This window comes from Pseudomonas sp. GW821-FHT02H06 (assembly GCF_059421525.1).
Map to the genome: position 1 here is coordinate 187,003 of NZ_JBWKVD010000010.1, position 24,037 is coordinate 211,039.

21 protein-coding genes and 1 pseudogene are annotated in these 24,037 nt (G+C 62.9%); 10 read left to right on the forward strand and 12 right to left on the reverse strand.

Going from position 1 to position 24,037, the window contains the following annotated elements; genetic code table 11:
- Positions 1 to 75 precede the first annotated feature (75 nt).
- Positions 76 to 870 (reverse strand): IclR family transcriptional regulator, encoded by a 795-nt coding sequence (locus tag AC07VF_RS17720; RefSeq protein WP_495009010.1) that lies wholly within the window; start codon positions 868 to 870, stop codon positions 76 to 78.
- A 108-nt stretch (positions 871 to 978) separates the two neighbouring features.
- Between AC07VF_RS17720 and hmgA the strand changes: the two genes are divergently transcribed.
- On the forward strand, positions 979 to 2,295 hold the full coding sequence (gene hmgA / locus AC07VF_RS17725) for a homogentisate 1,2-dioxygenase (protein WP_495009011.1): 1,317 nt from the start codon (positions 979 to 981) through the stop codon (positions 2,293 to 2,295).
- Complete coding sequence (fahA, locus tag AC07VF_RS17730) at positions 2,292 to 3,590, forward strand: fumarylacetoacetase (protein WP_495009012.1); 1,299 nt, start codon at positions 2,292 to 2,294, stop codon at positions 3,588 to 3,590. Before hmgA ends, fahA begins: the two co-directional genes overlap by 4 nt.
- Positions 3,591 to 3,715: 125 nt before the next feature.
- Here the strand turns inward: fahA and AC07VF_RS17735 are convergent, their stop codons facing one another.
- The 4 genes from AC07VF_RS17735 to AC07VF_RS17750 form a co-directional block, all read right to left on the reverse strand.
- Positions 3,716 to 5,173 (reverse strand): N-acyl-D-amino-acid deacylase family protein, encoded by a 1,458-nt coding sequence (locus AC07VF_RS17735; protein ID WP_495009013.1) that lies wholly within the window; start codon positions 5,171 to 5,173, stop codon positions 3,716 to 3,718.
- A gap of 4 nt (positions 5,174 to 5,177) precedes the next feature.
- Complete coding sequence (locus AC07VF_RS17740; RefSeq protein WP_237253794.1) at positions 5,178 to 6,038, reverse strand: MurR/RpiR family transcriptional regulator; 861 nt, start codon at positions 6,036 to 6,038, stop codon at positions 5,178 to 5,180.
- Complete coding sequence (locus tag AC07VF_RS17745) at positions 6,039 to 7,388, reverse strand: GntT/GntP/DsdX family permease (RefSeq protein WP_495009014.1); 1,350 nt, start codon at positions 7,386 to 7,388, stop codon at positions 6,039 to 6,041.
- A gap of 730 nt (positions 7,389 to 8,118) precedes the next feature.
- Positions 8,119 to 9,102, reverse strand: coding sequence for a GlxA family transcriptional regulator (locus tag AC07VF_RS17750; RefSeq protein ID WP_495009015.1), 984 nt, complete (start codon positions 9,100 to 9,102; stop codon positions 8,119 to 8,121).
- A gap of 160 nt (positions 9,103 to 9,262) precedes the next feature.
- Here AC07VF_RS17750 and AC07VF_RS17755 point away from each other — a divergent pair, with 160 nt between their 5' ends.
- Positions 9,263 to 9,943 (forward strand): DJ-1/PfpI family protein, encoded by a 681-nt coding sequence (locus tag AC07VF_RS17755; protein WP_495009016.1) that lies wholly within the window; start codon positions 9,263 to 9,265, stop codon positions 9,941 to 9,943.
- A 9-nt stretch (positions 9,944 to 9,952) separates the two neighbouring features.
- On the opposite strand, the gene AC07VF_RS17760 is transcribed toward AC07VF_RS17755, so the two are convergent.
- Positions 9,953 to 10,582 (reverse strand): TetR/AcrR family transcriptional regulator, encoded by a 630-nt coding sequence (locus tag AC07VF_RS17760; protein WP_463583530.1) that lies wholly within the window; start codon positions 10,580 to 10,582, stop codon positions 9,953 to 9,955.
- Between the two features lie 236 nt (positions 10,583 to 10,818).
- Here AC07VF_RS17760 and AC07VF_RS17765 point away from each other — a divergent pair, with 236 nt between their 5' ends.
- A complete protein-coding gene (locus tag AC07VF_RS17765; protein WP_495009017.1) occupies positions 10,819 to 11,916 on the forward strand; it encodes an MBL fold metallo-hydrolase in 1,098 nt (365 codons plus the stop codon).
- 10 nt (positions 11,917 to 11,926) lie between these two features.
- Here the strand turns inward: AC07VF_RS17765 and AC07VF_RS17770 are convergent, their stop codons facing one another.
- The 3 genes from AC07VF_RS17770 to AC07VF_RS17780 form a co-directional block, all read right to left on the reverse strand.
- Positions 11,927 to 12,082 carry a hypothetical protein gene (locus tag AC07VF_RS17770; RefSeq protein ID WP_495009018.1) on the reverse strand — a complete coding sequence of 52 codons (156 nt, stop codon included), beginning with the start codon at positions 12,080 to 12,082 and terminating at the stop codon, positions 11,927 to 11,929.
- A gap of 46 nt (positions 12,083 to 12,128) precedes the next feature.
- Complete coding sequence (locus tag AC07VF_RS17775) at positions 12,129 to 13,676, reverse strand: FAD-dependent oxidoreductase (protein WP_495009019.1); 1,548 nt, start codon at positions 13,674 to 13,676, stop codon at positions 12,129 to 12,131.
- A 165-nt stretch (positions 13,677 to 13,841) separates the two neighbouring features.
- Complete coding sequence (locus tag AC07VF_RS17780; protein WP_282373496.1) at positions 13,842 to 14,330, reverse strand: GFA family protein; 489 nt, start codon at positions 14,328 to 14,330, stop codon at positions 13,842 to 13,844.
- A 192-nt stretch (positions 14,331 to 14,522) separates the two neighbouring features.
- Between AC07VF_RS17780 and AC07VF_RS17785 the strand changes: the two are divergent.
- The 3 genes and pseudogenes from AC07VF_RS17785 to AC07VF_RS17795 all read left to right on the forward strand — a co-directional run.
- Positions 14,523 to 15,290 (forward strand): annotated as a pseudogene (locus AC07VF_RS17785) (MCP four helix bundle domain-containing protein); the annotation flags it as partial.
- Positions 15,285 to 16,148, forward strand: a complete 864-nt coding sequence (locus AC07VF_RS17790; protein WP_495009069.1) for a methyl-accepting chemotaxis protein — start codon at positions 15,285 to 15,287, stop codon at positions 16,146 to 16,148. The pseudogene AC07VF_RS17785 and the gene AC07VF_RS17790, both read left to right, overlap by 6 nt.
- Positions 16,149 to 16,409: 261 nt before the next feature.
- Positions 16,410 to 17,654, forward strand: a complete 1,245-nt coding sequence (locus AC07VF_RS17795) for a D-mannose isomerase (protein ID WP_495009020.1) — start codon at positions 16,410 to 16,412, stop codon at positions 17,652 to 17,654.
- A gap of 225 nt (positions 17,655 to 17,879) precedes the next feature.
- Here the strand turns inward: AC07VF_RS17795 and AC07VF_RS17800 are convergent, their stop codons facing one another.
- Together AC07VF_RS17800 and AC07VF_RS17805 are read right to left on the reverse strand one after the other, a co-directional pair.
- Positions 17,880 to 18,662 (reverse strand): exodeoxyribonuclease III, encoded by a 783-nt coding sequence (locus AC07VF_RS17800; protein ID WP_495009021.1) that lies wholly within the window; start codon positions 18,660 to 18,662, stop codon positions 17,880 to 17,882.
- A gap of 107 nt (positions 18,663 to 18,769) precedes the next feature.
- Positions 18,770 to 19,867, reverse strand: a complete 1,098-nt coding sequence (locus AC07VF_RS17805; protein ID WP_495009022.1) for an AbrB family transcriptional regulator — start codon at positions 19,865 to 19,867, stop codon at positions 18,770 to 18,772.
- 130 nt (positions 19,868 to 19,997) lie between these two features.
- Here AC07VF_RS17805 and AC07VF_RS17810 point away from each other — a divergent pair, with 130 nt between their 5' ends.
- The gene (locus AC07VF_RS17810; RefSeq protein ID WP_495009023.1) at positions 19,998 to 20,900 is read left to right on the forward strand and encodes a LysR family transcriptional regulator; all 903 of its coding nucleotides are present in this window, start codon (positions 19,998 to 20,000) and stop codon (positions 20,898 to 20,900) included.
- A 65-nt stretch (positions 20,901 to 20,965) separates the two neighbouring features.
- Positions 20,966 to 21,175, forward strand: a complete 210-nt coding sequence (locus AC07VF_RS17815; RefSeq protein WP_495009024.1) for a hypothetical protein — start codon at positions 20,966 to 20,968, stop codon at positions 21,173 to 21,175.
- Between the two features lie 178 nt (positions 21,176 to 21,353).
- Here the strand turns inward: AC07VF_RS17815 and AC07VF_RS17820 are convergent, their stop codons facing one another.
- Positions 21,354 to 21,857: a nucleoside 2-deoxyribosyltransferase gene (locus AC07VF_RS17820; RefSeq protein WP_495009025.1), complete on the reverse strand. Its 504-nt coding sequence runs from the start codon at positions 21,855 to 21,857 to the stop codon at positions 21,354 to 21,356.
- A gap of 163 nt (positions 21,858 to 22,020) precedes the next feature.
- On the opposite strand from AC07VF_RS17820, the gene AC07VF_RS17825 reads away from it, so the two are divergent.
- On the forward strand, positions 22,021 to 23,682 hold the full coding sequence (locus tag AC07VF_RS17825) for a VRR-NUC domain-containing protein (RefSeq protein ID WP_495009026.1): 1,662 nt from the start codon (positions 22,021 to 22,023) through the stop codon (positions 23,680 to 23,682).
- Positions 23,683 to 24,037 lie beyond the last annotated feature (355 nt).

The following is a 24,037-nucleotide window of genomic DNA, read 5'->3' on the forward strand; positions in this document are numbered from 1 at the left end:
TGAACACCATCAGTTGTGTGGTGTGGCTGCCGACGCCTTCCCGGCTAAAGCCGGTCCTACTCGATGCGAGCGGTGCTACTGATCCTGCGGCATTTCCCCACCCATCCGCGCGCTGATCGCCTGGGCCTTCTGCAGCAGTTTTTGCGCGGCGAGGGCCTGGCGCTGATCGGTAAACACCGACGCTGAACCCACCACTGTCACCACACCCACCAGCTTGTTGCCCATGGCAAACACCGGCGACGACACCGCGTTGACGCCAGCCATCAACAAGCCATGAATCTGATGCACCCCCGTGCTGCGAATTTCGCGGACGTGCCGGTTGATCTCCTTCAACTGCGCCGCGTTCAACGTGGCAGATTCCGCCTCTCTCAGCGCCGAGGTTTCGGTCGGCGACAGAAAGGTCTCGAACACCAGCCCGGTGGACGAACTGAGCAGCGGCAGCACCGAGCCGATCTGCGTGACCAGGGTGACCGCCCCCAGCGACTGTTCGACATACACGACTGTCGGGCCTTTATTGCCCCACACCGCCAGAAAACAGGTTTCGTTGAGTTCGTCGCGCAGCGCGATCAATGCCGGCGCGGAGGTCTTCAGCACATCCAGCTGGCTCAGCGCTGCCAGGCCGACCTGCAAGGCCGAGCGCCCCAGACGGTAATGATTGCTGGCCGGGTCCTGCTCGGCAAATTCGCTGTCCACCAGCGCCTGCAGGTAGCGATGCACCTTGCTCGCGGGCATGCCGACGTATTCGGCGAGTTTCGACAGTGACGTGGCGGGCGCCAGTTCGGCCAGCGCCTTGAGGATGCCGACGCCGACTTCAGCCGACTGGACTTTCTGCTGGCGCGGCGCAGTGGCGGGGGTGGAATCGTCGGTCATGGAAGGGAGGCCCCCGGTCTGGAAAGGCTGCTTTATAGCTTGACCCTTCCTCAAACTCAAATTACGTTATGCGTAACACGCTTACGATAAAAACAATAAGAGGTCGTCATGTCGACAACACCCCGGTCCGAGCCCCTGCGCTACCAGCGCGGCTTCGGCAATCAATTCAGCAGCGAGGCGATGCCGGGCGGTTTGCCCCACGGACAGAACTCGCCGCAACGTCACCCGCTGGGCCTGTACGCCGAGCAATTTTCCGGGACCGCGTTCACGGTCCCCCGCGCTGAAGCCCGGCGCACTTGGCTCTACCGCATTCAACCGTCCGCGGCGCACCCCCGCTTTCAGCGCCTTGAGCGCCAGATCACGGGCCAACAGCAAGGCCCCGTGACACCCAATCGCCTGCGCTGGGATGCCTTCGACATCCCCGCCGAGCCGACCGATTTCATCGATGGCCTGCACGCGCTGGCCAGCACCTCGTCCGCCGAGCAGGCCGAGGGCGTGAGCGTCTACGTCTACACCGCCAACCGTTCCATGCAGCGCGCGTTCTTCAACGCCGACGGCGAGTGGCTGATCGTCCCCCAGCAGGGCCGGCTGCGCATCACCACCGAACTGGGCCTGCTCGACCTTGAGCCGCAGGAAATCGCCGTGCTCCCCCGTGGTTTGAAATTCAGCGTCGAGCTGCTCGACGGCACAGCGCGGGGCTACATCTGCGAGAATCACGGCTGCGCCCTGCGCCTGCCTGACCTTGGGCCCATTGGCAGCAATGGCCTGGCCAATCCGCGGGATTTCCAGGTGCCCCACGCGCATTTTGAAGACAGCGCGCAGCCCACTGTGCTAGTGCAGAAATTTCTCGGCGAACTGTGGGCGACCACGCTCGGTCATTCCCCCTTCGACGTCGTTGCGTGGCACGGCAACAACGTCCCGTACAAATACGACCTGCGCCTGTTCAACACCATGGGCACGGTGAGTTACGACCACCCCGATCCGTCGATCTTTACTGTGCTGACGTCTCCGGGCGCTGTCAAAGGTCAGGCGAACGTCGATTTTGTGATCTTCCCGCCGCGCTGGATGGTGGCGGAAAACACCTTCCGACCGCCGTGGTTCCACCGCAACCTGATGAACGAATTCATGGGCCTGATCGACGGGGCCTACGACGCCAAGGCCGCAGGGTTCATGCCGGGCGGCGCGTCGCTGCACAACTGCATGAGCGCCCACGGCCCGGACAACGCCAGCGCCGAGAAAGCCATCGCCGCTGAACTCACGCCGCACAAGATCGAGCAGACCATGGCGTTCATGTTCGAGACCGGCAAAGTCCTGCGCCCCAGCTACCACGCGCTGGAATGCCCACAGTTGCAAAGCGACTACGATGCCTGCTGGGATGGCATCGCCAGAACGTTCAAGCCTTTCGACACGGACAGCCAACGATGAACACTTCACACCACCCGCGCAGTTGGGTTGCCAGCGCCAACGACCATCCCGATTTCCCCCTGCAAAACCTGCCCTTGGGCGTGTTCAGCCGCCCCGGTTTCGGCAAGCGCGGCGGCGTTGCCATCGGCGATTTCATTCTCGATCTGCAAACGGCCCTTGAGGCCAGCCTGTTCAACGGCGCCGCGCGGGTGGCCGTGGAGGCCGCCAGCCGCGGGCAACTGAACGACTTTTTCGCCCTGGGCGGTTCGTCGCGGCAGGCGCTGCGCCATGAATTGCTGCACCTGCTCGACGAAAGAACCCTGCAGCGTGAACGCTTGCAGGCCATGGGCGACCGTCTGCTGGTGCCAATGGCTGACTGCCAGATGCACATGCCGGCGCAGGTCGGCGACTACACTGATTTCTACGTCGGCATTCATCACGCGATGAACGTCGGCAAGCTGTTCCGCCCGGACAACCCGCTGCTGCCGAACTACAAATACGTGCCCATCGCTTATCACGGGCGCGCGTCGACCCTGGGTGTGTCCGGGATGCCGGTCAAGCGCCCCAGCGGGCAGACCTTGAAACCGGGTGCCGAGACACCGGATTTCGGGCCGAGCAAGCGCCTGGATTACGAACTGGAAGTGGGCGTATGGATCGGGCAGGGCAACGAGGCGGGCGAGCCTGTCGCCATCAGCAAGGCGGGCGAGCACATCGCCGGTTTCTGTCTGCTCAACGACTGGTCGGCTCGCGACCTGCAAGCCTGGGAGTACCAGCCACTGGGGCCGTTTCTGTCGAAGAGTTTTGCCACCAGCATTTCGCCGTGGGTGGTCACGGCCGAAGCCCTTGCGCCGTTTCGCGCGGCTCAACCGGCGCGCCCCGAGGGTGACCCGCAGCCGATGCCTTATCTGTTCGACGAGCAGGATCAGGCCGGCGGCGCGCTGGACATCGAGCTGGAAGTGCTGCTGCTCACCGCGCAGATGAGAGAGCAAGGCGTCGCGCCCCAGCGTCTGTCTCTGAGCAACACGCTGAACATGTACTGGACCGTCGCGCAGATGGTGGCCCACCACAGCGTCAACGGCTGCAAGCTGCAGGCGGGGGATCTGTTCGGCACCGGCACCTTGTCAGGCCCGCAGCCCGGCCAACTCGGCAGCCTGCTGGAAATGACCGAGGGCGGTAAGCGCGCCGTTGAATTGCCCAACGGCGAGACGCGAACCTTTCTGGAGGCCGGCGATGAGGTGATCCTCAAAGCGCGCTGCCGCAAGGAGGGCGAAGTGAGTATCGGCTTTGGCGAATGCCGTGGGGTGGTGGTGGGCTAAAGCCAGTCCTACAGACCGCATGCTTTTAGTGGGACCGGCTTCAGCCGGGAAGAGGCCAGTGTGTACAGCCCAGATTTGCGGTGTGCCGCCTGACGCCTTCCCGGCTAAAGCCAGTCCTACAGAAATTAACCAAACCCACCCACCAGAGATCCACTGCGCGGCAAGAACCTCCCTTGCCGTTCCCCCCGAGGCTTGCCCTCGGCGTAGCTCAAATGCCCGTTGACCCACACCGCATCGATCCCCTCGGCCGCGCGTTTGGGCTCTTTGAAATCCGCCACATCGCGCACGGTGTCGGCGTTGAACAGCACCAGGTCCGCGCAATACCCTTCGCGCACGAAGCCACGCTCATGCAGCCCGAAGCGTGTGGCGGTCAGTCCGGTCATCTTGTGCACGGCGGTGTGCAGCGGAAACAGCCCCAGATCCCGACTGAAATGCCCGAGCACCCGGGGGAACGCACCCCACAGGCGCGGGTGCGGAAACGGATCTTCCGGCAGTCCGTCAGAACCGATCATCGACAGCGGGTGCTTCATGATCCGCTGCACGTCGTTCTCGTCCATCCCGTAATACACGGCGCCAGCCGGCTGCAGCTTCCGCGCGGCGTCCATCAGTGAAAGGCCCCAGTCGGCGGCGATTTCTTTCAGCTCACGGCCGCCCTGTTCCGGGTGTGGCGTTGACCAGGTGATGGTGATCGGAAACGCATCGGTGACCTGTTTCAAATCCAGCGTCGAAGAACTGGCCGCATACGGATAGCAATCGCAGCCCACCGGGTGGGTCAGGGCGGCATTTTCCAATGAGGCCAGCAGCTGCGGACTGCGGCCCCAGTTGCCTGCGCCTGCGCATTTCATGTGGGAGATCACCACCGGGGATCTGGCGTGACGGCCGATCTCGAACGCCTCGTCCATGGCCTCCAGCACCGGTTCGAACTCGCTGCGCAGGTGCGTCGTGTACACCGCGCCGAACGCTGTGAGCTCCTCGGCCAGCTGTTTGACTTCGTCGGTTTCGGCGGCGAAAGCCGAGGCATAGGCCAGGCCGGTGGACAGGCCCAGCGCGCCGTCCGCCAGACTGTCGCGCAATTGCCCGCGCATAGCGCTGATTTCATCAGCGCGCGCCGTTCGAAAAAGATCATCCATGTGATTGCTGCGCAGCGCGGTGTGGCCGATCAGCGCCGCGACGTTGACCGCCGGCCGCGCCGCGTCCACCGCGTTGCGGTAATCGACAAAGCGCGGATAAACGAATGCAGCGGCGGGGCCCAGCAGGTTCATCGGATCCGGCGGGTCGCCTGCCAGGGAAACGGGTGACGCGCTGATGCCGCAGTTGCCGACAATCACGGTGGTCACGCCCTGGGTAATCTTCGGCAGCATCGCCGGCTGACGAATCACCACGGTGTCGTCGTGGGTGTGCACGTCGATGAAACCCGGCGCCAGCACGCGGCCGGCGGCGTTGATCTCCTCGCGGGCGGAGACGTCGTGGAGGTCGCCGATGCGCTGGATGCGGCCGTCGCGGAGGGCCACGTCGGCGCGGTAGCCGGGCGTATCGCTACCGTCGATCACCAGCGCGTCGCGAATGATCAGGTCGTAAAGCATGGGGTCAGTCTCCAAGGGGCAGGCCGTCGTCGCCGCCGCGGTAGTCATCCAGCGCGAGCTTGATCCGTCGCAGCCGTTCGCGGTTGGCGTCGGGCGCGGTCAGTGCCAGCTCGGTGGCCAGCACGTCGATGGTCAGCAGCATGCCGTAGCGCGCGGCCGTGGGTTTGTAGATGAAATTGGTTTCGGCGATCTGCAGCGGCAGCAGGACATCCGCCCGCTCCGCCAGCGGGGAGCCGGGCAGGGTGATGGCGAGAATCTTCGCGCCATAGCTGCGGGCGAGATCCACCGCGTCGAGCAGTTCAGGAGTGCGCCCGCTCAGCGAGCAGACGATCACGCTGTGCTCGGGACCCAGGGTCGCGGCGATCAGGCGCATCATCACCGGGTCACGGCTGGCGGCAATCGGGTAACCGAGGCGCACCAGCCGGGTCTGCAGCTCTTCGCTGCACAGGCTGGACGCGCCGCCCATGCCGAAGCTGTGAATCATCCGCGCCGGCGCCAGCAGGGCCACCGCCGCCTGGAAGCGTGATTCATCGAAACCGGCTAGGTGCTGACGCAGGGTGGACTCGATGTCGCCGACGATCTGAGTGAAAAACGCCGACTGCTCCGGCGCCTGCTCCGGGGTGAGGAAGCGGTTGCCCACGGCGCTGGCCTGGGCCAGTTGCAGACGCAGGTCGCGCAGGTCCTTGCAGCCGACCGTGCGTGCGAAGCGCGACAGCGTGGCGCTGCTGACCTCGGCGCGGGCGGCGAGGTCGTCGAGGCTGGCGCTGGCGGCAAACGCCACGTCGCTGAGCACCAGTCTGGCGATACGGCCTTCGCCGGCGCTGAACGACTCCTGCCGGGCGCGGATCTGGTAAAGAATGTCCACTCAGATCACCTGTGCCAGCCCGAGGGTCAGGACGAAAGCGATCACCGAAATCAGCGTCTCCAGCACCGTCCAGGTTTTGAAGGTCTGTGCCACGGTCATGTTGAAATACTCCTTGATCAGCCAGAACCCGCCGTCGTTGACGTGGGAAAAAATCACCGAGCCGGCGCCGGTCGCAAGCACCAGCAGCTCTGGATGGGGATAGCCCAGGCCCAGCGCTACGGGTGCCACGATGCCGGAAGCAGTGGTCATTGCCACGGTGGCCGACCCGGTGGCGACGCGCATCAATGCGGCGAACAGCCAGCCCATCAGCAGCGGCGACAGATGCCAGTCCTGCGCCAGGCCGACGATCTCGTTGGTCACGCCGCTGTCGACCAAAATCCGGTTCAGACCGCCGCCCGCGCCTACCAGCAACGTAATGCTGGCCGTTGGCGCCAGGCATTCCTGGGTGAATTTCAGGATCGAATCCCGGGAGAACCCCTGTGCAATGCCCAACGTCCAGAAGCTTAGCAACGTGGCCAGCAGCAGCGCGATCACCGAGTTGCCGATGAACAGCAGGAAGCTGTTGAAGCCGCTGCCCGGCGTGGAAATGAGGTTGGCCCAGCCACCCAGCAGCATCAGCACCACCGGCAACAGAATGGTCGCCATGGTGATGCCGAAGCTCGGCAGTTGGGCGCGGGGTTCACGGTCGAGAAATTGTTTGGCGAGCGGGTTTTCATCGGGCAAGTGAATGTGCGGCACGATGAAGCGCGCGTAGATCGGGCCGGCAATGATCGCGGTAGGGATGCCGATGAGGATGGCGTAAAACAGGGTCTGGCCCACCGACGCCTGATAGGCCTGCACCGCCAGCATCGCGGCAGGGTGCGGCGGCACCAGGGCGTGGACCACCGAGAGGCCGGCGACCATCGGCAGGCCGACCATCAGAATCGACACGCCGACCGTGCGCGCCACAGTGAACGCGATCGGCACCAGCAGCACGAAACCCACTTCGAAGAACAGCGGCAGCCCTACCAGAAACGCGATGCAGACCATTGCCCAGTGCGCGTTGCGCTCGCCGAAGCGGTCGATCAAGGTGCGCGCCACCTGCTCGGCACCGCCGGACTCGGCCATCATTTTGCCGAGCATGGTGCCCAGCGCCACGACCAGTGCGATGTGCCCCAGCGTCTTGCCGACGCCGCCCTCATAGGACGCGACGACGGCATTGGCCGGCATGCCGGCGACCAGCGCGAGGCCGACGGACACCAGGGTGATGACGATGAACGGATTGAGACGAAAGCGCGCGATGAGCACGATCAGGGCGATGATCGCGACGGCGGCATAGACCAACAGAGACAGGCCGGTTGACGGAGGCATGCAACGGATTCCTTGCTGAGAATGAGGGGGTCAGGGCTTGGGCGGCGGCGGGGCTGAGCCTGTCGAGCTACAACAAAGCAGGACTCACCCGCGCAATGGCGTTAACCGGCGCGCAACCAGGCGGTGAAAACGATCTCGGCAGTGGGTGTTGCAAGCGCCATGAACGGCGAAAGAAGAGCAGGGGCGGGACGATCACAGGCAGTCATTATTGTTATCTCTGATTTCGTGATGGAAAGTAAATTACACGAAGCAGGATAAAAAGATCAATTCATGAAAATTAATTTCGCTCAGATGTTTTGCCTTGCGCCCCATCCATTTGTGGGAGCACGGGTTGCCTCAGGATTTCGGCCGGTTGGTTGGACGTGTGGGAGTGACCGGGGTGGCGTTCCACCTTGCTGGCGAATGCGGTTTATCCCGCGAAGAAAATTCATTGGCTGAACTGCCTTCTTCGCGAGCAAGCTCACTCCTACAGGTCTCTGTGCGCGACCTTTATTTCCCGGTCGATGCAGTCAATTTGTAGGAGTGAGCTTGCTCGCGAAGAGGCCAGGACAGCCAGCCACTTTCTCTGGGGAAGGACAGTCAGCCTTCGCGAGCAAGCTCGCTCCCACAGATCGTGGGTGACTTGGGATTTCGAACCATGCCGAGACTCGTGGGAGCGAGCTTGCTCGCGAAGAGGCCAGGACAGCCAGGCACTTTCTCTGGGGAAGGACAGTCAGCCTTCGCGGCCGCTTCATGCCGCAGTGAACCGCTCCCGATACGCCTGGGGTGTCACCGATACCGCACGCATGAAGCTGCGCCGCAACGTTTCTTCCGTACCAAAACCGCAGCGGTCGGCGATGCGCTTGATCGGCAGCGCGCTGTCCCCCAGCAGGCGCCGCGCCGCTTCGACGCGCAATTGCTCGATGGCCCGCGCCGGCGTGTTCCCGGTGTGGGCGCGGTAGTGGCGGACGAAACTGCGCTCGCTCATGCCCACCTGCGCCGCCAGTGTGGCAACCGACAGGTCACTGGCCAGATTGTCGAGAATCCAGGCGTGAAGGTCGCCAAACCGGCTGCCTTGATCACGGGTCTGGTGCTGCATCGACAGCGCCGTGCTGAACTGCGACTGCCCACCCGGGCGCTTGAGAAACACCACCAGATCCCGCGCCACGGCCAGGGCGATGTCCCGGCCCAGATCCGCCTCGACCATCGCCAGGGCCAGATCAATACCCGCGGTCACCCCGGCGGACGTCCACCGTGTGTTCTCGTTGATGAAGATCGGGTCCGGGTCGACGCGCAGTTGCGGAAAACGCCGCGCCAGTTCGTCGCAACTGTCCCAGTGGGTGACCACCCGATGGCCGTCCAGCACGCCCGCCGCCGCCAGTAAAAATGCGCCGGTACACACCGACGCCACTCGCCGGGCACTGGCGGATTGCGTTCGCACCCAGTCCACCAGAACCGGATCCAGCAGCGCCGTATGCACGCCGCCGCCCCCGGCGATGATCAGGGTATCCGAAGCCGTGGACGGCAGCGGGTGGGTAAGCAGCCCGAGCCCGGCGGAGGAGACCACGCTGCCGGGTTCGCGAGCGATGACCTCGGGCCGGTATGGGATTTTGTTCAGGCCGGCTTCCTGGGCCATGACGTTGGCCGAGGCAAATACCTGCAGCGGTCCGGTGACGTCGAGTAACTGAACATTGGGAAAGGCCAGAACATGAACCGGCCTGGGCTGATGGGGCATGGCGCTCTCGCTGTGAAGATTGGCGTGAATTGTCGGCTTTATGGCGTATCCGCCAGAGGCTAGCTCGCTACAGTGGTTTCGTCCAGTCGCTGGCCGAGCCCCATCGGCCGCGTCACTTCATACCGTCAGATGAATCACTTTCAGTACAAGGAAACACACCATGACCCTGCATATCGGCCTGCTGGTATTCCCCAAAGTCCAGCAACTGGACCTCACCGGTCCCTACGATGTTTTCGCCACCATGCCCGGCGTGGTCGTGCATCTGGTCTGGAAAAACCTTGAGCCGCTGCAGTCCAGCACCGGCCTGACCCTGGTGCCGACCGCGACCTTCGCCGACTGCATAGACCTGGACGTGATCTGCGTGCCGGGCGGGGTAGGGGTTGATGCATTGATGGAAGACCCCGAAACCCTGGCCTTCATTCAGCATCAGGCGGCCACGGCGCAGTACGTGACTTCCGTCTGCACCGGCGCGCTGGTGCTCGGCGCAGCAGGGCTGTTGAAAGGCCGCCGCGCCACCACCCACTGGGCGTCCCATTCATTGCTGGAGCAGTTCGGTGCGATTCCGGTGCATGAACGCGTGGTGCGCGACGGCAACCTGATGACCGGTGGCGGCGTAACGGCGGGTATCGATTTTGCGCTGACGCTGATCGGCGAAGTGTTTGACGCGGATACCGCCCGGACCATTCAGCTGCAATTGGAGTACGCGCCGGCACCGCCCTACGATTCCGGCCGACCGGACACCGCACCGGCGAACATCCTCGCCGTCGCCACCGATCGCGCCATGCAGGGTTTGCTGGCGCGTCGGCAGATTGTCGAACGCGTCACGGCGGCCATGGATTAACGGGCGGGACTAGATCGGAGATGCAGTGAGCGGGATTTCATACCAGCAGAGGAACAGGTCCAGCGCCGACTCGACCACTTCGCGCTGCTTATCCGGCGCGAGCAGGGGCTCGTTGAGGGTGACTTGCGGCCAGAAGGCGAAGGCCTTGAGCAATGCATGGATCTGCGACGCGGCGAACACCGGCTCGACGGCCTTGAGGCGGCCGTCCTGCTGGGCGCCGCGCACCCAGACGGTGAAGGTTTCTTCCCGTTGATTGAGTCGGCTGACCCAGATCTGCGCACGATCGGGAGAGTGAATCGTTGCGCCGATGGCCACGCGGGCCAGGTCGATGAAGTTGCTGTCACCGAGGGTTTTCATCTTCGCGTCGAGCAATTCGCGCAGTTGATCGCGCAGGGGCACGCCGGGTTTGTACACTGCATCGGTCTGCGTCGCGGCGGAGGACCACAGGCGATGGAGCATTTCGGAGAACAGTTCTTCCTTGCTGGGGAAGTGGTTGTAGACCGTGCGCTTGGAGACCTCGGCCCGGGCGGCAATCCGGTCCATGCTCGTGACCTCGAAACCGTTATCGCGGAACTCGGCGATCGCCGCCTGAACAATGGCTTCGCGTTTACGGTCGGTCAGTCGCAGTGGGGCAGTCATGGATTCGCTTCTGTGAGGTGGCGCGGACGGCTCAACCGCCCGACAGGAAAATTACACCGGGCAGTTTACTTCTCTTTGCTCATCGTGCAAGCTTGAAACTACACTGTGTAGTGTAGAAGCAGACAAGAGCTTCAAGCTGTAAGCTTCAAGTCGCAAGCTTACGGCGTACAGCATGCTCTTGCAGCTTGCAGCTCCCGCAACGCCACCTTCACCCGTTTCATGGAGTCAGCACCCTCATGGCCTCGATCGAAAAAAACCTTGATTCAAATCCTGCGCTGCCCGTCCTGACTCGGCGTGAAGGTCGCTATTTCAATCACAAGCCGATGGCGCGCTCGAGCGTGGGCAAAACCCTGCGCATCTTCTGGAATGCGCTGTTCAATAAACCCCACCACACGCGCCCGGCCGGGGAGATCCCGGTTCAGCCGCTGTCGCGCCAGCAACTGTTCGCGGCGCCCGATAACACGGTCTACCGGCTGGGCCACTCCACGGTGCTGCTGAAACTGCGCGGTGAATACTTCCTGACCGACCCCGTATTCGCCGAGCGTGCTTCGCCGGTGCAATGGGCCGGTCCGCAGCGGTTCCATCAGCCGCCGATCCGCCTGGAAGACCTGCCGCCGCTCAAGGCCGTGATCCTCTCCCACAACCACTATGACCACCTCGATCACATGACCATTCAGGTGCTCAAGGACAAGTCAGAGCATTTCATTACGCCGCTGGGGGTAGGGGACACGCTGATCGAGTGGGGCGTGCCGGCCGCCAAGGTCCAACAGTTGAACTGGTGGCAGTCGACGGAGATCCATGGCATTCGCTTTGTGGCGACCCCGGCGCAGCACTTCTCGGGCCGTACGCTGCGTGACGGCAACCAGACCCTGTGGGCATCGTGGGTGATGCTTGATGGCGAGCAGCGCATCTTTTTCAGCGGTGACACCGGTTATCACGCCGGTTTCAAGCTGATCGGCGAGCAGTACGGCCCGTTCGACCTGACCCTGATGGAGACCGGCGCGTACAACGAAGACTGGCCGGACGTGCACATGCAGCCCGAAGAGACGCTGCAGGCGCACATTGACCTGCGCGGGAAGTGGCTGCTGCCGATCCACAACGGCACCTTCGACCTGGCGATGCACGCCTGGCATGAGCCGTTCGACCGGATTCTCGCGCTGGCGTGGGACCGCAGCATTTCCATCACCACGCCAGAAATGGGCCAGCCGTTTTACGTTCAGTACCCCAGCCGAGGCGAGGCGTGGTGGCTGAAAGTGGACAAGGCTGCCGAGCCTGCGACCGACCGCTGCTCGAAACGGCGGGACGATCGCCAGCAGGTCACCAGTCGCGGTTAGCCCGGCTGTTTCAGGGTTTGGCGTCAGTGGAATCTGCCGGATGCTCCGTTTCCGGCGGTCGCTGTTGTTCACCGCTCTGATTGGCTTGTTTGTGTTCCTCACCGACCTTGCCTGCATTTTCAGCCTTGTGGTCGAGGTCTTCGCGATTGGACTCTTTATCAGGCATGGCGCCCTCCGGTGTGCAGGGTGAATGGTTGATTTACAGCACGTGCTCAATGGTCGATCTGGTTGATCAGCATCAGCGCTTCGTCTTTGAACAGCGGTCGTTTCATGCGTTCGGCGAGCATCGCCATGGGCCGTTCCCGCTCACAGCTGACCACCGCCGCGACAACGCCCTGTTTGCAGATAAGCGCCAGGAAATCGAAGCGTTCCGGCTCGCCCATGTAGACGACGTCGTCCCAGTTTTCGGCGTGGCCGAGGTAATCCAGACGCTTCTCAAAATGGTAGGTCCAGAAGTACGGCACATCGGTGTATCGCAGGTTCTCGCCGAGCATGTTGCCCGCCGCAATGCGTGCCTGTTGTTGGGCCAGGCGCCAGTGCTCGATGCGCCGGGGCTGATGGTTGAGCGGAAAGGTGGCAATGTCGCCGGCCGCCCACAGATCCTTGCCCGCGCGCATGCCGTCGTCGACCGCCAGTGAACCGTCGTCCTCCAGTTGAACGCCGTCGATGAAATGCGTCACCGGGCTCACGCCGACGCCGACCAACGCCAGATCCACCTGCAGTCGTTCGCCATTGCTGAGCACCGCCGTCTTCAGCAGCTGCTGGCCATCTTTTTCATCACCCTCGAACCGAGTGACGTCCACGTGGGTGCGGAACAGCACGCCGTTCTGTTCATGCAGCGCCCGCAGGGCTTTGCCGATACGCTCACCCAGCTGACCGGCAAACGGCACTTCATGACGGGCCAGAACCGTCACATTCACACCCTGTGTGCGCAACGCCGATGCCGCTTCCAGCCCGATAAAACTGTCGCCGACGATCAGCGCATGGCTACCGGGCTGGACCGCCGCGAGAATCCGGCTGGCGTCACCGCGGCTGCGCAGGGTCAGCACTTGCGGCAGGTCCGCGCCCTCTAGAGTCAACGCGCGGGGCTCGCCACCGGTGGTGACCAGCGCCGCGTCGTAGTCAAAGCGGCGCCCGTCCGCCAAGGTGACGCGCTTGTTGACGACGTCCAGCTTCATCACTTCGCCGTGCACCCGTTCGATGCGGTTGCTCAGGTAGAACCCGTCGTCGCGCAGAGCCGGGATCCCATCGGTATCCATTTCGGCGGACAAGACAAATTTGCTCAGCGCCGTGCGGTCGTACCCGGCCGCGGCTTCTCTGTCGATGAGCCGTAATTGACCGTTGAAGCCTTTTTCCCTCAGCGCGCAGGCAGCCGCTGTACCCGCCGCGCCGGCGCCGATGATGACGAAGCAGCGGCTGTCCTCGGCCAGCGTAGGCGTGTCGGCGGTGATGGGCTGGTCATCGACATGCACATGGCCATCAATGACGTGGACGGGGTAACGAGTCAGGGCATCCAGCGCAGGCGGTTCGCAGAGATGGCCGTCGTCGATGGAAAATTCGGCCTTGTGCCAGGGACAGATCAGATGACCGTTGCAGATGGCGCCGTCGGCCAGTGGCGCGCCGGCATGGGGGCAGAAGGCTTGAAACGCGCGGACTTCGTCGCCGTGCAGAACCAGCAGCGCCTTGGTTTCGCCAAACTCGACCTGGAGACCGCGGTCTTGCTGAATATCGGTCAGGGGGGCGACTCGATGCAGAGGCATGTGCGCTTCCTTGTGGGCTTTTATTGGACGTAGGGGCTTTTAGTTGGGAGTCGGCCGTCGGGGGAGAGGTTCAGGGAATTATCGGGTGGCCAGTTGGGCGGGCGTTCCGTTCGCTTCAACTGCCGGAGGAACGCCCACAATCCGAGGTCATTTCACTGCGTCTGGCTATTGCGTCAACTTCAGCCGCTCATGCCAGTCGGCAATCGACTCTTCAGGAAATGCCTCGAACTGCTGGTCATTCGGTCCTGCGGCCACTTCCACCCACGGCGCCTTGGAGTTCAGCAGCAAGTGCGTGTGCTCCGGCGGGGTCGGCAACGGCGTGTCGATGGCCGACGCAAACGGGTGGATCAGCTCCGGCCACTCGGGGCTGAACAGCCACAGCCCGCTGCCGCACCGTTTGCAGAAATGCCGTTCAGCGCTGCTGATGCGGGTTTGGTGACCCTCATCGTCGCGCATCTTGGCGTGGTAGATGGCGATGTTGTCCTTGCCTTTGACGTCGAGACTTTTCGCATCGCCGCCCAGGTTGATCGCGTAGCCGCCACCGCCCTGGGTCTTGCGGCAGATCGAGCAGTAGCAGCGTTGATAGGGGTAGGGATGGGCGCTTGTCAGGCTGAATTCGACGGCGCCGCAATGGCAGGAGCCTTCCAGATGCATGATTCACCTCCGCTTGAATGTGATGTCGGGCCTAAGGGTCTAGACCGCTCAAGCGGGCGGGGTTCGATGTTTTCTCGAACGGGCGTTCGGATTATTCACGGACCGGCGGCTCAAGAAGCCCGCGGCAGCGTCGATAAGCGGTAGTCATATGACGACTTAGCGTCCCGCCCCTACAAGAATGAGCCGACCGTTATGAGCCTACGCAACCTGACCATCGCCCGCCGCGCCGGCCTTGGGTTTACCCTGATTTCCCTGTTGGTCGCGTTGCTGGGCTGGTTCGCCCTGAGCCAGATGTCGACGATCCGACAGAGCGAGGTGGCGGTTGAAAGCAACTGGATGCCAAGCATGCGTCTGGTCAATGACATCCGCGATGCCATGCTGCGCATTCGCACGATCTCGCTGCGGGTTGTCCTTGACACCGATCCGAAAAACGTCAGCGTCTACAAAGGTCAGATGGACGCGCGCGCGAAGATCCTCGACGAGAAACTCGCCAGCCTTGACGCCTTTATCGATACCCCGGAAGAGAAGGCGCTGTACGGCAAATTCCGCGCGACCCTGGTCGATTATCAGCGCGGTTTGACCCAGTCTTTTGTGCTCGCCGAGAGCGGTGACTTCAAGGCGCTGAACAAACTGCTGCTGGTGGACATGAAAACCGCCGTCGACAACTCCGGCGCGCAATTGGGCGATCTGGGTGATTTCTACTCCCATCAGGTCGAGCTCGAAGGCGCTGCCGCCGAAGCGCAATACGGCAACTCCCGAAACGTGGTGCTGGTATTCGTGCTGATCGCAGCACTGGCCACCGTGGTGCTCGCGGTGTGGCTGACCCGCAGCATCGTTCGCCCGCTCCAGGAAGCGGTTGATGCCGCCGAATACGTGGTCAAGGGCGATTTGACCCATGACATTCGCGTCGAGGGCAATGACGAAGTCACGCGCTTGCAGAGCGCGTTGCAGCAGATGCAAACCAACCTGCGCTCGACCCTGAGCCTGATCGGCAATTCGGCGAGTCAGCTGGCGTCGGCCGCCACCGAGCTGAACTCGGTGACCGAAGACAGCCATCGCGGCCTGCATCAGCAGAACGCCGAAATCGAACAGGCCGCCACGGCGGTGAACGAGATGACTTCGGCGGTCGAGGAAGTCGCGCGCAACGCGGTGTCGACGTCCCAGGCGTCAAGCGAATCGAACGCGGCGGCCCGCGACGGCCAGAGCCGTGTCATCGACACGGTCAATTCGATCCAGACCCTGTCCGGCAACGTGCAGCACACCTCTGATCTGGTGCAGAACCTGGCCGATCAGTCCAAGGACATCGGCAAGGTGCTGGACGTGATTCGTTCCATCGCCGAGCAGACCAACCTGCTGGCATTGAACGCTGCCATCGAAGCTGCACGGGCCAGTGAGTCCGGACGCGGGTTCGCCGTGGTCGCTGATGAAGTGCGCGCCCTGGCCCACCGCACCCAGCAGTCGACCCTGGAAATCGACAAAATGGTGACGACCATGCGCAGCGGTTCCACCGAAGCAGTGGATTCGATGTCGATCAGCCGCTCACGGGCGACCGAAACACTGGGGTTGGCCCAGGGTGCCGGCGAGTCGCTGAGCCGCATCACTACGTCGATCAACGAGATTTCCGAACGCAATCTGGTCATCGCCAGCACCGCCGAAGAGCAGGCGCAAGTCGCGCGGGAAGTGGACCGCAACATCGTCAATATCCGCGACCTGTCGATGCAGTCGTCGTCCGGCGCCAATCAGATCAGCGCGTCGAGCAACGAACTGTCCCGGCTGGCGGCGGAGTTGAACCAGGTGGTCACGCGCTTTCGGGTCTAGGGGTTGCAACACCGCTTTTGTGGGAGCGACCGGGGTGGCGCACCTTGCTCGCGAAGGCTTAAGTCCAAGCGCTGCATTACTCAGCGGATTTACCGGCCTCTTCGTGAGCAAGCTCACTCCCACAAATGGATGACGCAGCCTACCTCGCGGCGCAAACGTTTCACCTCATTCACTTGCCTGTCGCTGCCCTCGGCTTGCATGATTCGCCCCGACTAATAATTCCTGGCGGGCCGAACCTGCCGACGAGATAGGTGAAGGGCAATGGATGATGTGAATCGCGATTTCAGCAGTTGGCTGCGCTCCCCGGGCCACACGGCCTGGCTGATGCAGGAGGGCAACCGGCTGCTGGCGTTTGCCAAGGCCTCGAAGCTGCCCCAGGGCTTCGGCAATCTGGATGACCTCGGCCGGCTCCCCGCCGATGCCGTGGCCGAAACCATGAACACCGCACGCATGACCCACAGTTTCGCCGTGGCCCACATCAACGGCATTCCCGGTTGCGCCGCGCTGGTCGATCACGGCATTGCGGCGCTGGCCGGGCCGTTGCGTGACGCCGAATACGGCGGCTGGTTCGCCAAACCCCTGGAGCACAGTGCCGACACCGGCAAGAACGCTTACCTGCACGCGTTCGTCGCCCTGGCCGCCAGCTCGGCAGTCGTCGCCCGTCGCCCCGGCGCCCAGGCGTTGCTGGAACAGGCGATTCAGGTGATCACCGGGCATTTCTGGAGCGAGGAGGAAGGCGCCATGCGTGAATCCTTCGACCGCGAATGGAGCAACGAAGAACCCTACCGCGGCGCCAACAGCAACATGCACAGCACCGAGGCGTTCCTCGCCCTGGCCGACGTCACCGGCGATGCGCGCTGGCTGGATCGGGCGCTGAGCATCGTCGAGCGGGTCATTCATCAGCACGCCGCTGGCAACAACCATCAAGTGATCGAGCATTTCACCCTGCAGTGGCAGCCGATCCTCGACTACAACGTCGACAAGCCCGACGACGGTTTCCGCCCCTACGGCACCACGCCCGGCCACGCCTTCGAGTGGGCACGGCTGGTGCTGCACCTGGAAGCCGCGCGGCGCAAGGCCGGGCTTGAAACGCCGGCCTGGTTGCTGGAAGACGCTCGCGGTTTATTCGAAAACGCCTGCCGCTTTGGCTGGGACGTCGATGGCGCGCCGGGGATCGTCTACACCCTCGACTGGGAAAACCGCCCGGTGGTCCGCCATCGCCTGCACTGGACCCACGCCGAAGCCGCGGCCGCCTCCGCGGCGTTGTTGCAACGCACCCACGAGCAGCAATACGAAGACTGGTACCGGACGTTCTGGGAATTCAGCGAGACGCTGTTCATCGACTACGAAAACGGCAGCTGGCGCCACGAGCTCAACCCTGAAAACAAACCCAGCGCCGATATCTGGGCCGGCAAGCCGGACCTGTACCACGCCTATCAGGCGACGCTGCTGCCGGTGTTGCCGCTGGAACAAAGTCTGGCAACGGCGTTGGCGAGCCGGGCCTAGTCCGCGGGATCCTGCGCGGTCTCGAGGCCAACGCGATCTGTGTAGGAGCGACCGGGGTGGCGCTCCACCTTGCTCGCGAAGAGGCCAGTACATCCGCTATATCTTTAGCGCCCGAACTGCCGCCTTCGTGAGCAAGCTCACTCCCACAGTCCCGTTTTCAGCAGGTACATCGGCAGTGTGGTCATGTTGATTAAGGGCAGTGGGTCGGCCAGCCGCGCATCAACCTCACACCTTCAACTCAATCCACGTCGGTGCATGGTCACTGGCGTGGGGCAGGTCCCTGACCCAGCGGTCCACCCCCGCGTTTTTTAGCTTGGGCTTCAGATCCTTGCTCAACAGCAGGTGGTCAATGCGCAGGCCGGAGTTGGTTTTCCAGTGCTTGCGGAAATAATCCCAGAACGTGTAAATCCGCTCGTCCGGGAATTTCGCGCGCAGGGCGTCGGTCCAGCCCTGGTCCAGCAACCGCTCAAAGCACGCGCGGCTTTCCGGTTGCAGCAAGGCATCCTTCAGCCATGAACGCGTGTTGTAGATGTCATTGTCGGTAGGGATGACGTTGTAGTCCCCGGCCAGCACCACCGGATGCTCGCTCTTGAACAGTGAGTCGGCGTGCGTGATGAAGTGCTCGAACCAGTCCAGCTTGTAGTCGAACTTCGGCCCCGGCTGCGGGTTGCCGTTGGGCAGGTACAGGCAGCCGACGATCACGCCCTGAACGGCCGCCTCCAGATAGCGGCTGTGCTTGTCCTTTTCATTGCCCGGCAAACCCCGACGAATTTCCAGCGGCTCACTGTCCCGGGACAGGATCGCCACGCCGTTCCACGACGGCTCGCCCTGCCAGATCACGCCGTAGCCGGCATTGCGGATATCGTCGGCGGGGAAGGCCGTGTCGGCCGCTTTCAGTTCCTGCAGGCAGACGATGTCGGGCGCTTCCTTTTCCAGCCACTGCAACAGAATGGGCAAACGCGCGCGGATGCCGTTGATGTTGAACGTGGCGATTTTCAGCGTGGCCATGGCGTTCGCCTCCAATGAGTGTGCAGCGTTGGAGGTCGCCTGCTGGCCGAAGATTCCATCGGTGTGCGCGCCGCTGCCTTTCTCGTCAATCAGCCGGCTTCGCTCCGTCAGGCAAAGCGTTGCGACACACGAATCACCTGCCGGGCGATATAGGTCCCCGTCACGATCACAGCAAAGAGTCGCAGGGTCTGCATCGCCAGCACGAAGCCGACGTCCGAATGGGTGTCGATGGCAATGATCGCCATGGCATCAAGACCGCCCGGGCTGGTGGCCAGGTACACCGAGAGAAAGTCCTTGCCCATGATTTCCGCGATGCCCCAGGCCGACAGGGCGCAGAGCAGGATCAGCACCAGCGCCCCGGCGATCATCGCGGGCAGCCGCCGCCAGACGTAGCTGATGGTCACGCGATCAAAGCGCAGGCCGATGTAACTGCCGATCGCGCCATAGGCGATCGCCAGCACCCAGGCAGGCAGTGTGATCTGCAGCAGGCCGCTCAACTGCAGCGCGCCGCCGAGCAGCAAGGGCACCAGCAAGGCGCCGGCCGGCAAGCGACTGCCGAGCAGCACGCCGACCCCGATCACCAGCAGGCTCAGGCCCAGATTGAGCAGGTTCATCCCGTGCAACAGCGCGTCCGTGCTGTGGGCCTCCGAACCGCCGGCATCGGCACCAATCAGCCGACTGACCAGCGCGCCGACCATCACCACGCAGACCACTCGCACGTATTGCATGGTGGCGACCACTCGAGAGTCGGCGCCGTCATCCTCGGCCATCGCGACCATCGCCGACGCCGCGCCCGGCGAAGTGCCCCACGCTGCGGTACTGCTCTGAATGCCGCCCCAGCGCGCCATGGCGATGCCGACCACCGCACTCAACGCGACGGTGAGCAAGGTGGCGAACACCATGACATGCCAGGACTGCATCGCTGCGAGCAGCACGCCGACGGTCATGGAGTGGGCGACCAGCACGCCGACCGTGCCCTGGCCGAGGCGGAACACCTGCTTGTTCAGACGAACGCTGGCCCCGGCGACGCCGAAGCCGATCGCCACCAGCATGGGCCCGAGAAACAGTGCGGCGGGGATGTGGGAGTATTTGAACAGTTGGCCGGCGCTACCGGCCATGAGGATGAGCAGCAGCCATTGGGTCAGCGGGTGCTGGTGGGCGAGGGCAAACGAGGCGGGGCGTGGCAACGCGGATCTCCAGAGCATTGGCATTTCCTGATAAGGAGTGACCTGAGTGCTTCCCTGCCGAGTGCATTTCCAATGACGCCCAGTATCGACAGCGCAATCGATCAAGTCTATTTTCTAATAATCATGAATCGATAACTTTGGTTGATATATGGACCTGCGTGACCTGACCTATTTCGAAACCATCGCCGAACTCGGTCACCTCGGGCGCGCGGCTGAAAAGCTCAACCGCAGCCAGCCGGCCTTGACCAAGAGCATTCAGCGGCTGGAGGAATCCTTCGGCACCAAGCTGTTCCAGCGCGACGGCCGCCGAATCAAGCTCACGCCGGTCGGCGAACTGCTGCAGGCGCGGGGCAAGGTGCTGCAGCAAAGCATTGCCCAGACCCAGCGCGAGGTGCGGGATTTCGCCAGTGGCGCGGTAGGGGATATCCGGCTGGGCTGTGCGGCGACCATGGCCGAGTACCTGCTGCCGGAACTGACCAGCGCGCTGCTCAAACGCTCGCCGCAGGTCACGCTCAAGCTGGTGATCGGTCAGGACGACATGCTGCGCGAGCAACTGCGCTCCGGGCACCTGGACATGATCATCTGCGCCCAGCGCAGTGCCGAGGAGGAATTCTCGTTCTACCCGATCCTGACCGACGAAGCCGTGGTGATCGCCAGCCGCAACCATCCGATCTTCCAGGCGCCGTTCGAGATGCGCGACCTGTGCCGTTGCCGCTGGGTGCTGCCGCCTTCCGGCGTGTCGTCGCGCATCTGGGTCGACGACGCCTTCGCCCGCCACGACCTGCCGCTGCCGGAAGTGCAGATAGAATCCAACTCGATCTCCCTGCTGCCCCGGTTGATTGCCCAGACCAGCCTGCTGAGTTTCATCGCCCGGGAGACGCTGGAGTTCGGCAAGAACATGCAGGACCTGCGCGAGGTGCCGCTGGAGCAGACCACCATGACGCGGACCATTTGCGTCATGCTGCGCCGCGAAGGCTATCTGTCGCCTGCCGCCCACGCCATGGTGCAGATGCTGCGCGATGACGGCGGATCCTTCCTCAATTGGTCGTGACCTGTGCTTTTACCCCGCCGGGTGGGTTAGCCTGCTTAACGACATTCACCTACGGAGCGTCAACGATGCAGCTACAGACAAACCAGCCGGACATCCACGCAACGAGCTATTTGGCACACGACGGCGAGCATTTCGGCGGCGATCAGTCGCCCCTCAACGACGCCGATTCCGACGAAGACCGCGATCCGGAGGGCGAGCTGGATTTGAGCGAACTGGACCTGGACGAGTTTGCCGATGCCGACAAGCTGGACATCAGTTCGTCGAATCTGGAATAGGTGAGGGCGTTGGCGCTCGATTGTCGGAGATCTCCAGTCGTGAACCGTTCCACGGTCTCGCAGCAGATGCAAACCTTGTGGGAGCGAGCTTGCTCGCGGAGAGGCCAGTACATCCGCTGGATATTCAGTGGTAAATACGACGCCATCGCGAGCAAGCTCACTCCTACAGGGTTTGGGTTCAGCCAGCCAGATGCTCAGCCAATGCCTCAATCGCTTTTTCGGCCGTTTCGCTACTGCCAACCCAGGTACACGCCAGCATCAGATTGCGCGGCAGGCCGAAATCTTCCACCTGAAACCCTTGCCCATCAAAGCCCGCCGCATCATGGGCAATCTGCTCACGCAACGCGCCATTCGCTGCGAAATACGCCCACACCGGTTTGCCTAGGGCAACCGCCATGCCCACTTCGAAGGCCGTGCCTGAATCCGGTTCGGCGCCGCGAAAGGGGTTCAGGTTGGCCAGCACCGCGTCGCAGCGTTTGATCATCGCAATGTTGGCGTTGCAAATGACGGCGGCGGCTTCTTCAGGCGTCATCCCCTGCGGCACTTCGTTGTCAAAAGGGTACAAACCCTCAAGACCGTGCTGGTCGCACAGGGCTTTCAGATAGCGGCCGTGCTCGATGGCGTCGGCGCGAAATACGTCGAAGCCCGCGAGATAGACAAGGGGTTGGCTGGTGGAAGGCATGGCGATCTCCTGGAAAATGCGTGGAGCGAGTCTAACGGGTGAGCAGTGCTCTTTGGTCCGCGCCGTTGATCGGGCCGGCGCCATCCTACAGCAGGCAGGGCTGGAATCTGTACGGATAACCAGTATCCTGACGCTCTCCCGTCAGCCTTTACGTGACCTCGCCGTGAGCCTTTCCCCCCTCGACAATCCGTTTTACTACCTGGAAAACTTCCGCCAGGTGCTGAACTGGATCGCCCAGCGCTACGACGACCTGCTCGATGAAGACGAGCGGCATTTCATCGACGACTTTGCCCAACTGCCGCAGCCTGCACAGGCGCTGCTGGTGCGCATGGTCATGCGCAAAGGCACGCTGTTTCGCGCCAGCAAACTGGATTACGCCGAGATCGGCGACGTCCGACTGGCCGCCGCGCCCTTGTTGGAGTCCGGTTGGGTGGACGGCCAACCCCATCTGGATCTCCGCGCCTTGTTTGCGTTGCTGCGCAAAGACGAACTGGGTCAGTGCTTCAAGGCCCACGGCGTCAAAAGCGCCGAGAAAAAATCCGACCTTCTGCAGCGCCTGCTGCCGATCTACGAATCGCCTCAACGTCTTGAGCACTGGTTTGCCGGGTTCGAAGAGGTGATCTTCGCCCTCCAGGTCATGCCCCTGTGCGACCGGCTTCGCTTGCTGTACTTCGGCAATCTCTACCAGGAGTGGTCGGAGTTCGTGCTGGCGGACCTGGGCATCTATCGCTACGAAAAAGTCGAATTTTCCGTCGAGTCCCGTGGCATCAACCAACGCGCCGACATCGACATCTGCCTGCACCTGCACACCTGCCGGCAGGCGCTGGACGACGGCATGGCACTGGCCGACCTGGCGCCTCAAGCGCTGGCCGTCGAGACCGACAATCCCTGGCTGGCCATGCGTCGCGCCAAGCTCTTGTTCAAGATCGGCCAGCAGGCCGAACGCGAGCAGGACTGGCCGCTGGCATTGAGCGTCTACGCGCAGTCCAGCTACCCCGGCGCCCGTGTGCGCAGGATCCGCGTGCTCGAACGCAGCGAGCAATTCCTCGACGCGATGACGCTGTTGCTGGAAGCGCAATCGGCGCCGGAAAACGACGAAGAAACCCAACACCTGCTGCGCATACAGCCGCGTCTGAAGCGCAAGTTGGGCGAGGGCTGCGTGCAAAAGAGGATGAAACGCACCGTCACTCGGCTTGATTTGAGCGTGCTGCCGCTTCCCGATCACAGCGTCGAACGGCTGATCCAGCAGCACCTGGCGGAAGAGGGCAGCGAGGTGCACTACGTGGAGAACGCGCTGGTCAATTCGCTGTTCGGTCTGCTCTGTTGGCGGGCGATCTTTGCGCCGCTACCCGGCGCGTTTTTCCACCCGTTCCACAGCGCACCGAGTGACCTCTACAGCCCGGACTTCTACCAGCGCCGCGCGGCCCTGTTCGACGAGTGCCTGGCACAACTCGACGACCAGCGCTACGAAGCAGTGATCCGCGACACCTACGTCAGTAAATTCGGCCTGCAATCGCCCTTCGTGTTCTGGGGCACCCTGACCCCGGAGTTGCTGGATCAAGCGCTGCACTGCCTGCCCGCGCAACACCTCAAACGCTGGTTCCGACGGCTGCTGCAAGACATCAAAGCCAACCGCACCGGCATGCCCGACCTCATCCAGTTCTACCCCGAACAACGCCGCTACCGAATGATCGAAGTCAAAGGCCCCGGCGACCGCCTGCAAGACAACCAACTGCGCTGGATCGACTTCTGCGCCGAACATGAAATGCCGGTGGTGGTGTGCTACGTGAAATGGGCGGAAGAAGACGTGCGGGCGGCGGGGTGAAACGGAATTGGCTTAGGCGGGACAGATTAATTTACGGTGAAGCGCTGTAAATAAATCAGTCCCCTTCAAACACAGCCAACAATCCCGGCGCCTCAGCTGGCCTCTTCCCGGCTAAAGCCGGTTCCACTAACAGCGCGCGTTGTATCAGTGAGACCGGTGACGCAGAGCGTCAGAGGATGCATTCGCACGCAGAGCGTGGGAACGATTAAGATCAGGTTGAGGGGTAAGGATTGTGCTGTTGATGTTGATCTTCCACCGAGAAAGTTCAGCCGCCGCCAATCGCGACTTTGGTGCAGGCCGAACGCAGACGACGCGGAGTGGGCCGAGCCGCATGGATGCGGCGAGAGCGCCGTCA

Coding starts and splice junctions, on each gene's coding strand:
- AC07VF_RS17805 (WP_495009022.1), bottom strand. CDS start 19,867: ATGCTCTGGAGATCCGCGTTGCCACGCCCCGCCTCGTTTGCCCTCGCC.
- AC07VF_RS17720 (WP_495009010.1), bottom strand. CDS start 870: ATGACCGACGATTCCACCCCCGCCACTGCGCCGCGCCAGCAGAAAGTC.
- fahA (WP_495009012.1), top strand. CDS start 2,292: ATGAACACTTCACACCACCCGCGCAGTTGGGTTGCCAGCGCCAACGAC.
- hmgA (WP_495009011.1), top strand. CDS start 979: ATGTCGACAACACCCCGGTCCGAGCCCCTGCGCTACCAGCGCGGCTTC.
- AC07VF_RS17770 (WP_495009018.1), bottom strand. CDS start 12,082: ATGCCTGATAAAGAGTCCAATCGCGAAGACCTCGACCACAAGGCTGAA.
- AC07VF_RS17760 (WP_463583530.1), bottom strand. CDS start 10,582: ATGACTGCCCCACTGCGACTGACCGACCGTAAACGCGAAGCCATTGTT.
- AC07VF_RS17745 (WP_495009014.1), bottom strand. CDS start 7,388: ATGCCTCCGTCAACCGGCCTGTCTCTGTTGGTCTATGCCGCCGTCGCG.
- AC07VF_RS17735 (WP_495009013.1), bottom strand. CDS start 5,173: ATGCTTTACGACCTGATCATTCGCGACGCGCTGGTGATCGACGGTAGC.
- AC07VF_RS17750 (WP_495009015.1), bottom strand. CDS start 9,102: ATGCCCCATCAGCCCAGGCCGGTTCATGTTCTGGCCTTTCCCAATGTT.
- AC07VF_RS17815 (WP_495009024.1), top strand. CDS start 20,966: ATGCAGCTACAGACAAACCAGCCGGACATCCACGCAACGAGCTATTTG.
- AC07VF_RS17820 (WP_495009025.1), bottom strand. CDS start 21,857: ATGCCTTCCACCAGCCAACCCCTTGTCTATCTCGCGGGCTTCGACGTA.
- AC07VF_RS17790 (WP_495009069.1), top strand. CDS start 15,285: ATGCAAACCAACCTGCGCTCGACCCTGAGCCTGATCGGCAATTCGGCG.
- AC07VF_RS17765 (WP_495009017.1), top strand. CDS start 10,819: ATGGCCTCGATCGAAAAAAACCTTGATTCAAATCCTGCGCTGCCCGTC.
- AC07VF_RS17755 (WP_495009016.1), top strand. CDS start 9,263: ATGACCCTGCATATCGGCCTGCTGGTATTCCCCAAAGTCCAGCAACTG.
- AC07VF_RS17800 (WP_495009021.1), bottom strand. CDS start 18,662: ATGGCCACGCTGAAAATCGCCACGTTCAACATCAACGGCATCCGCGCG.
- AC07VF_RS17810 (WP_495009023.1), top strand. CDS start 19,998: ATGGACCTGCGTGACCTGACCTATTTCGAAACCATCGCCGAACTCGGT.
- AC07VF_RS17775 (WP_495009019.1), bottom strand. CDS start 13,676: ATGCCTCTGCATCGAGTCGCCCCCCTGACCGATATTCAGCAAGACCGC.
- AC07VF_RS17780 (WP_282373496.1), bottom strand. CDS start 14,330: ATGCATCTGGAAGGCTCCTGCCATTGCGGCGCCGTCGAATTCAGCCTG.
- AC07VF_RS17795 (WP_495009020.1), top strand. CDS start 16,410: ATGGATGATGTGAATCGCGATTTCAGCAGTTGGCTGCGCTCCCCGGGC.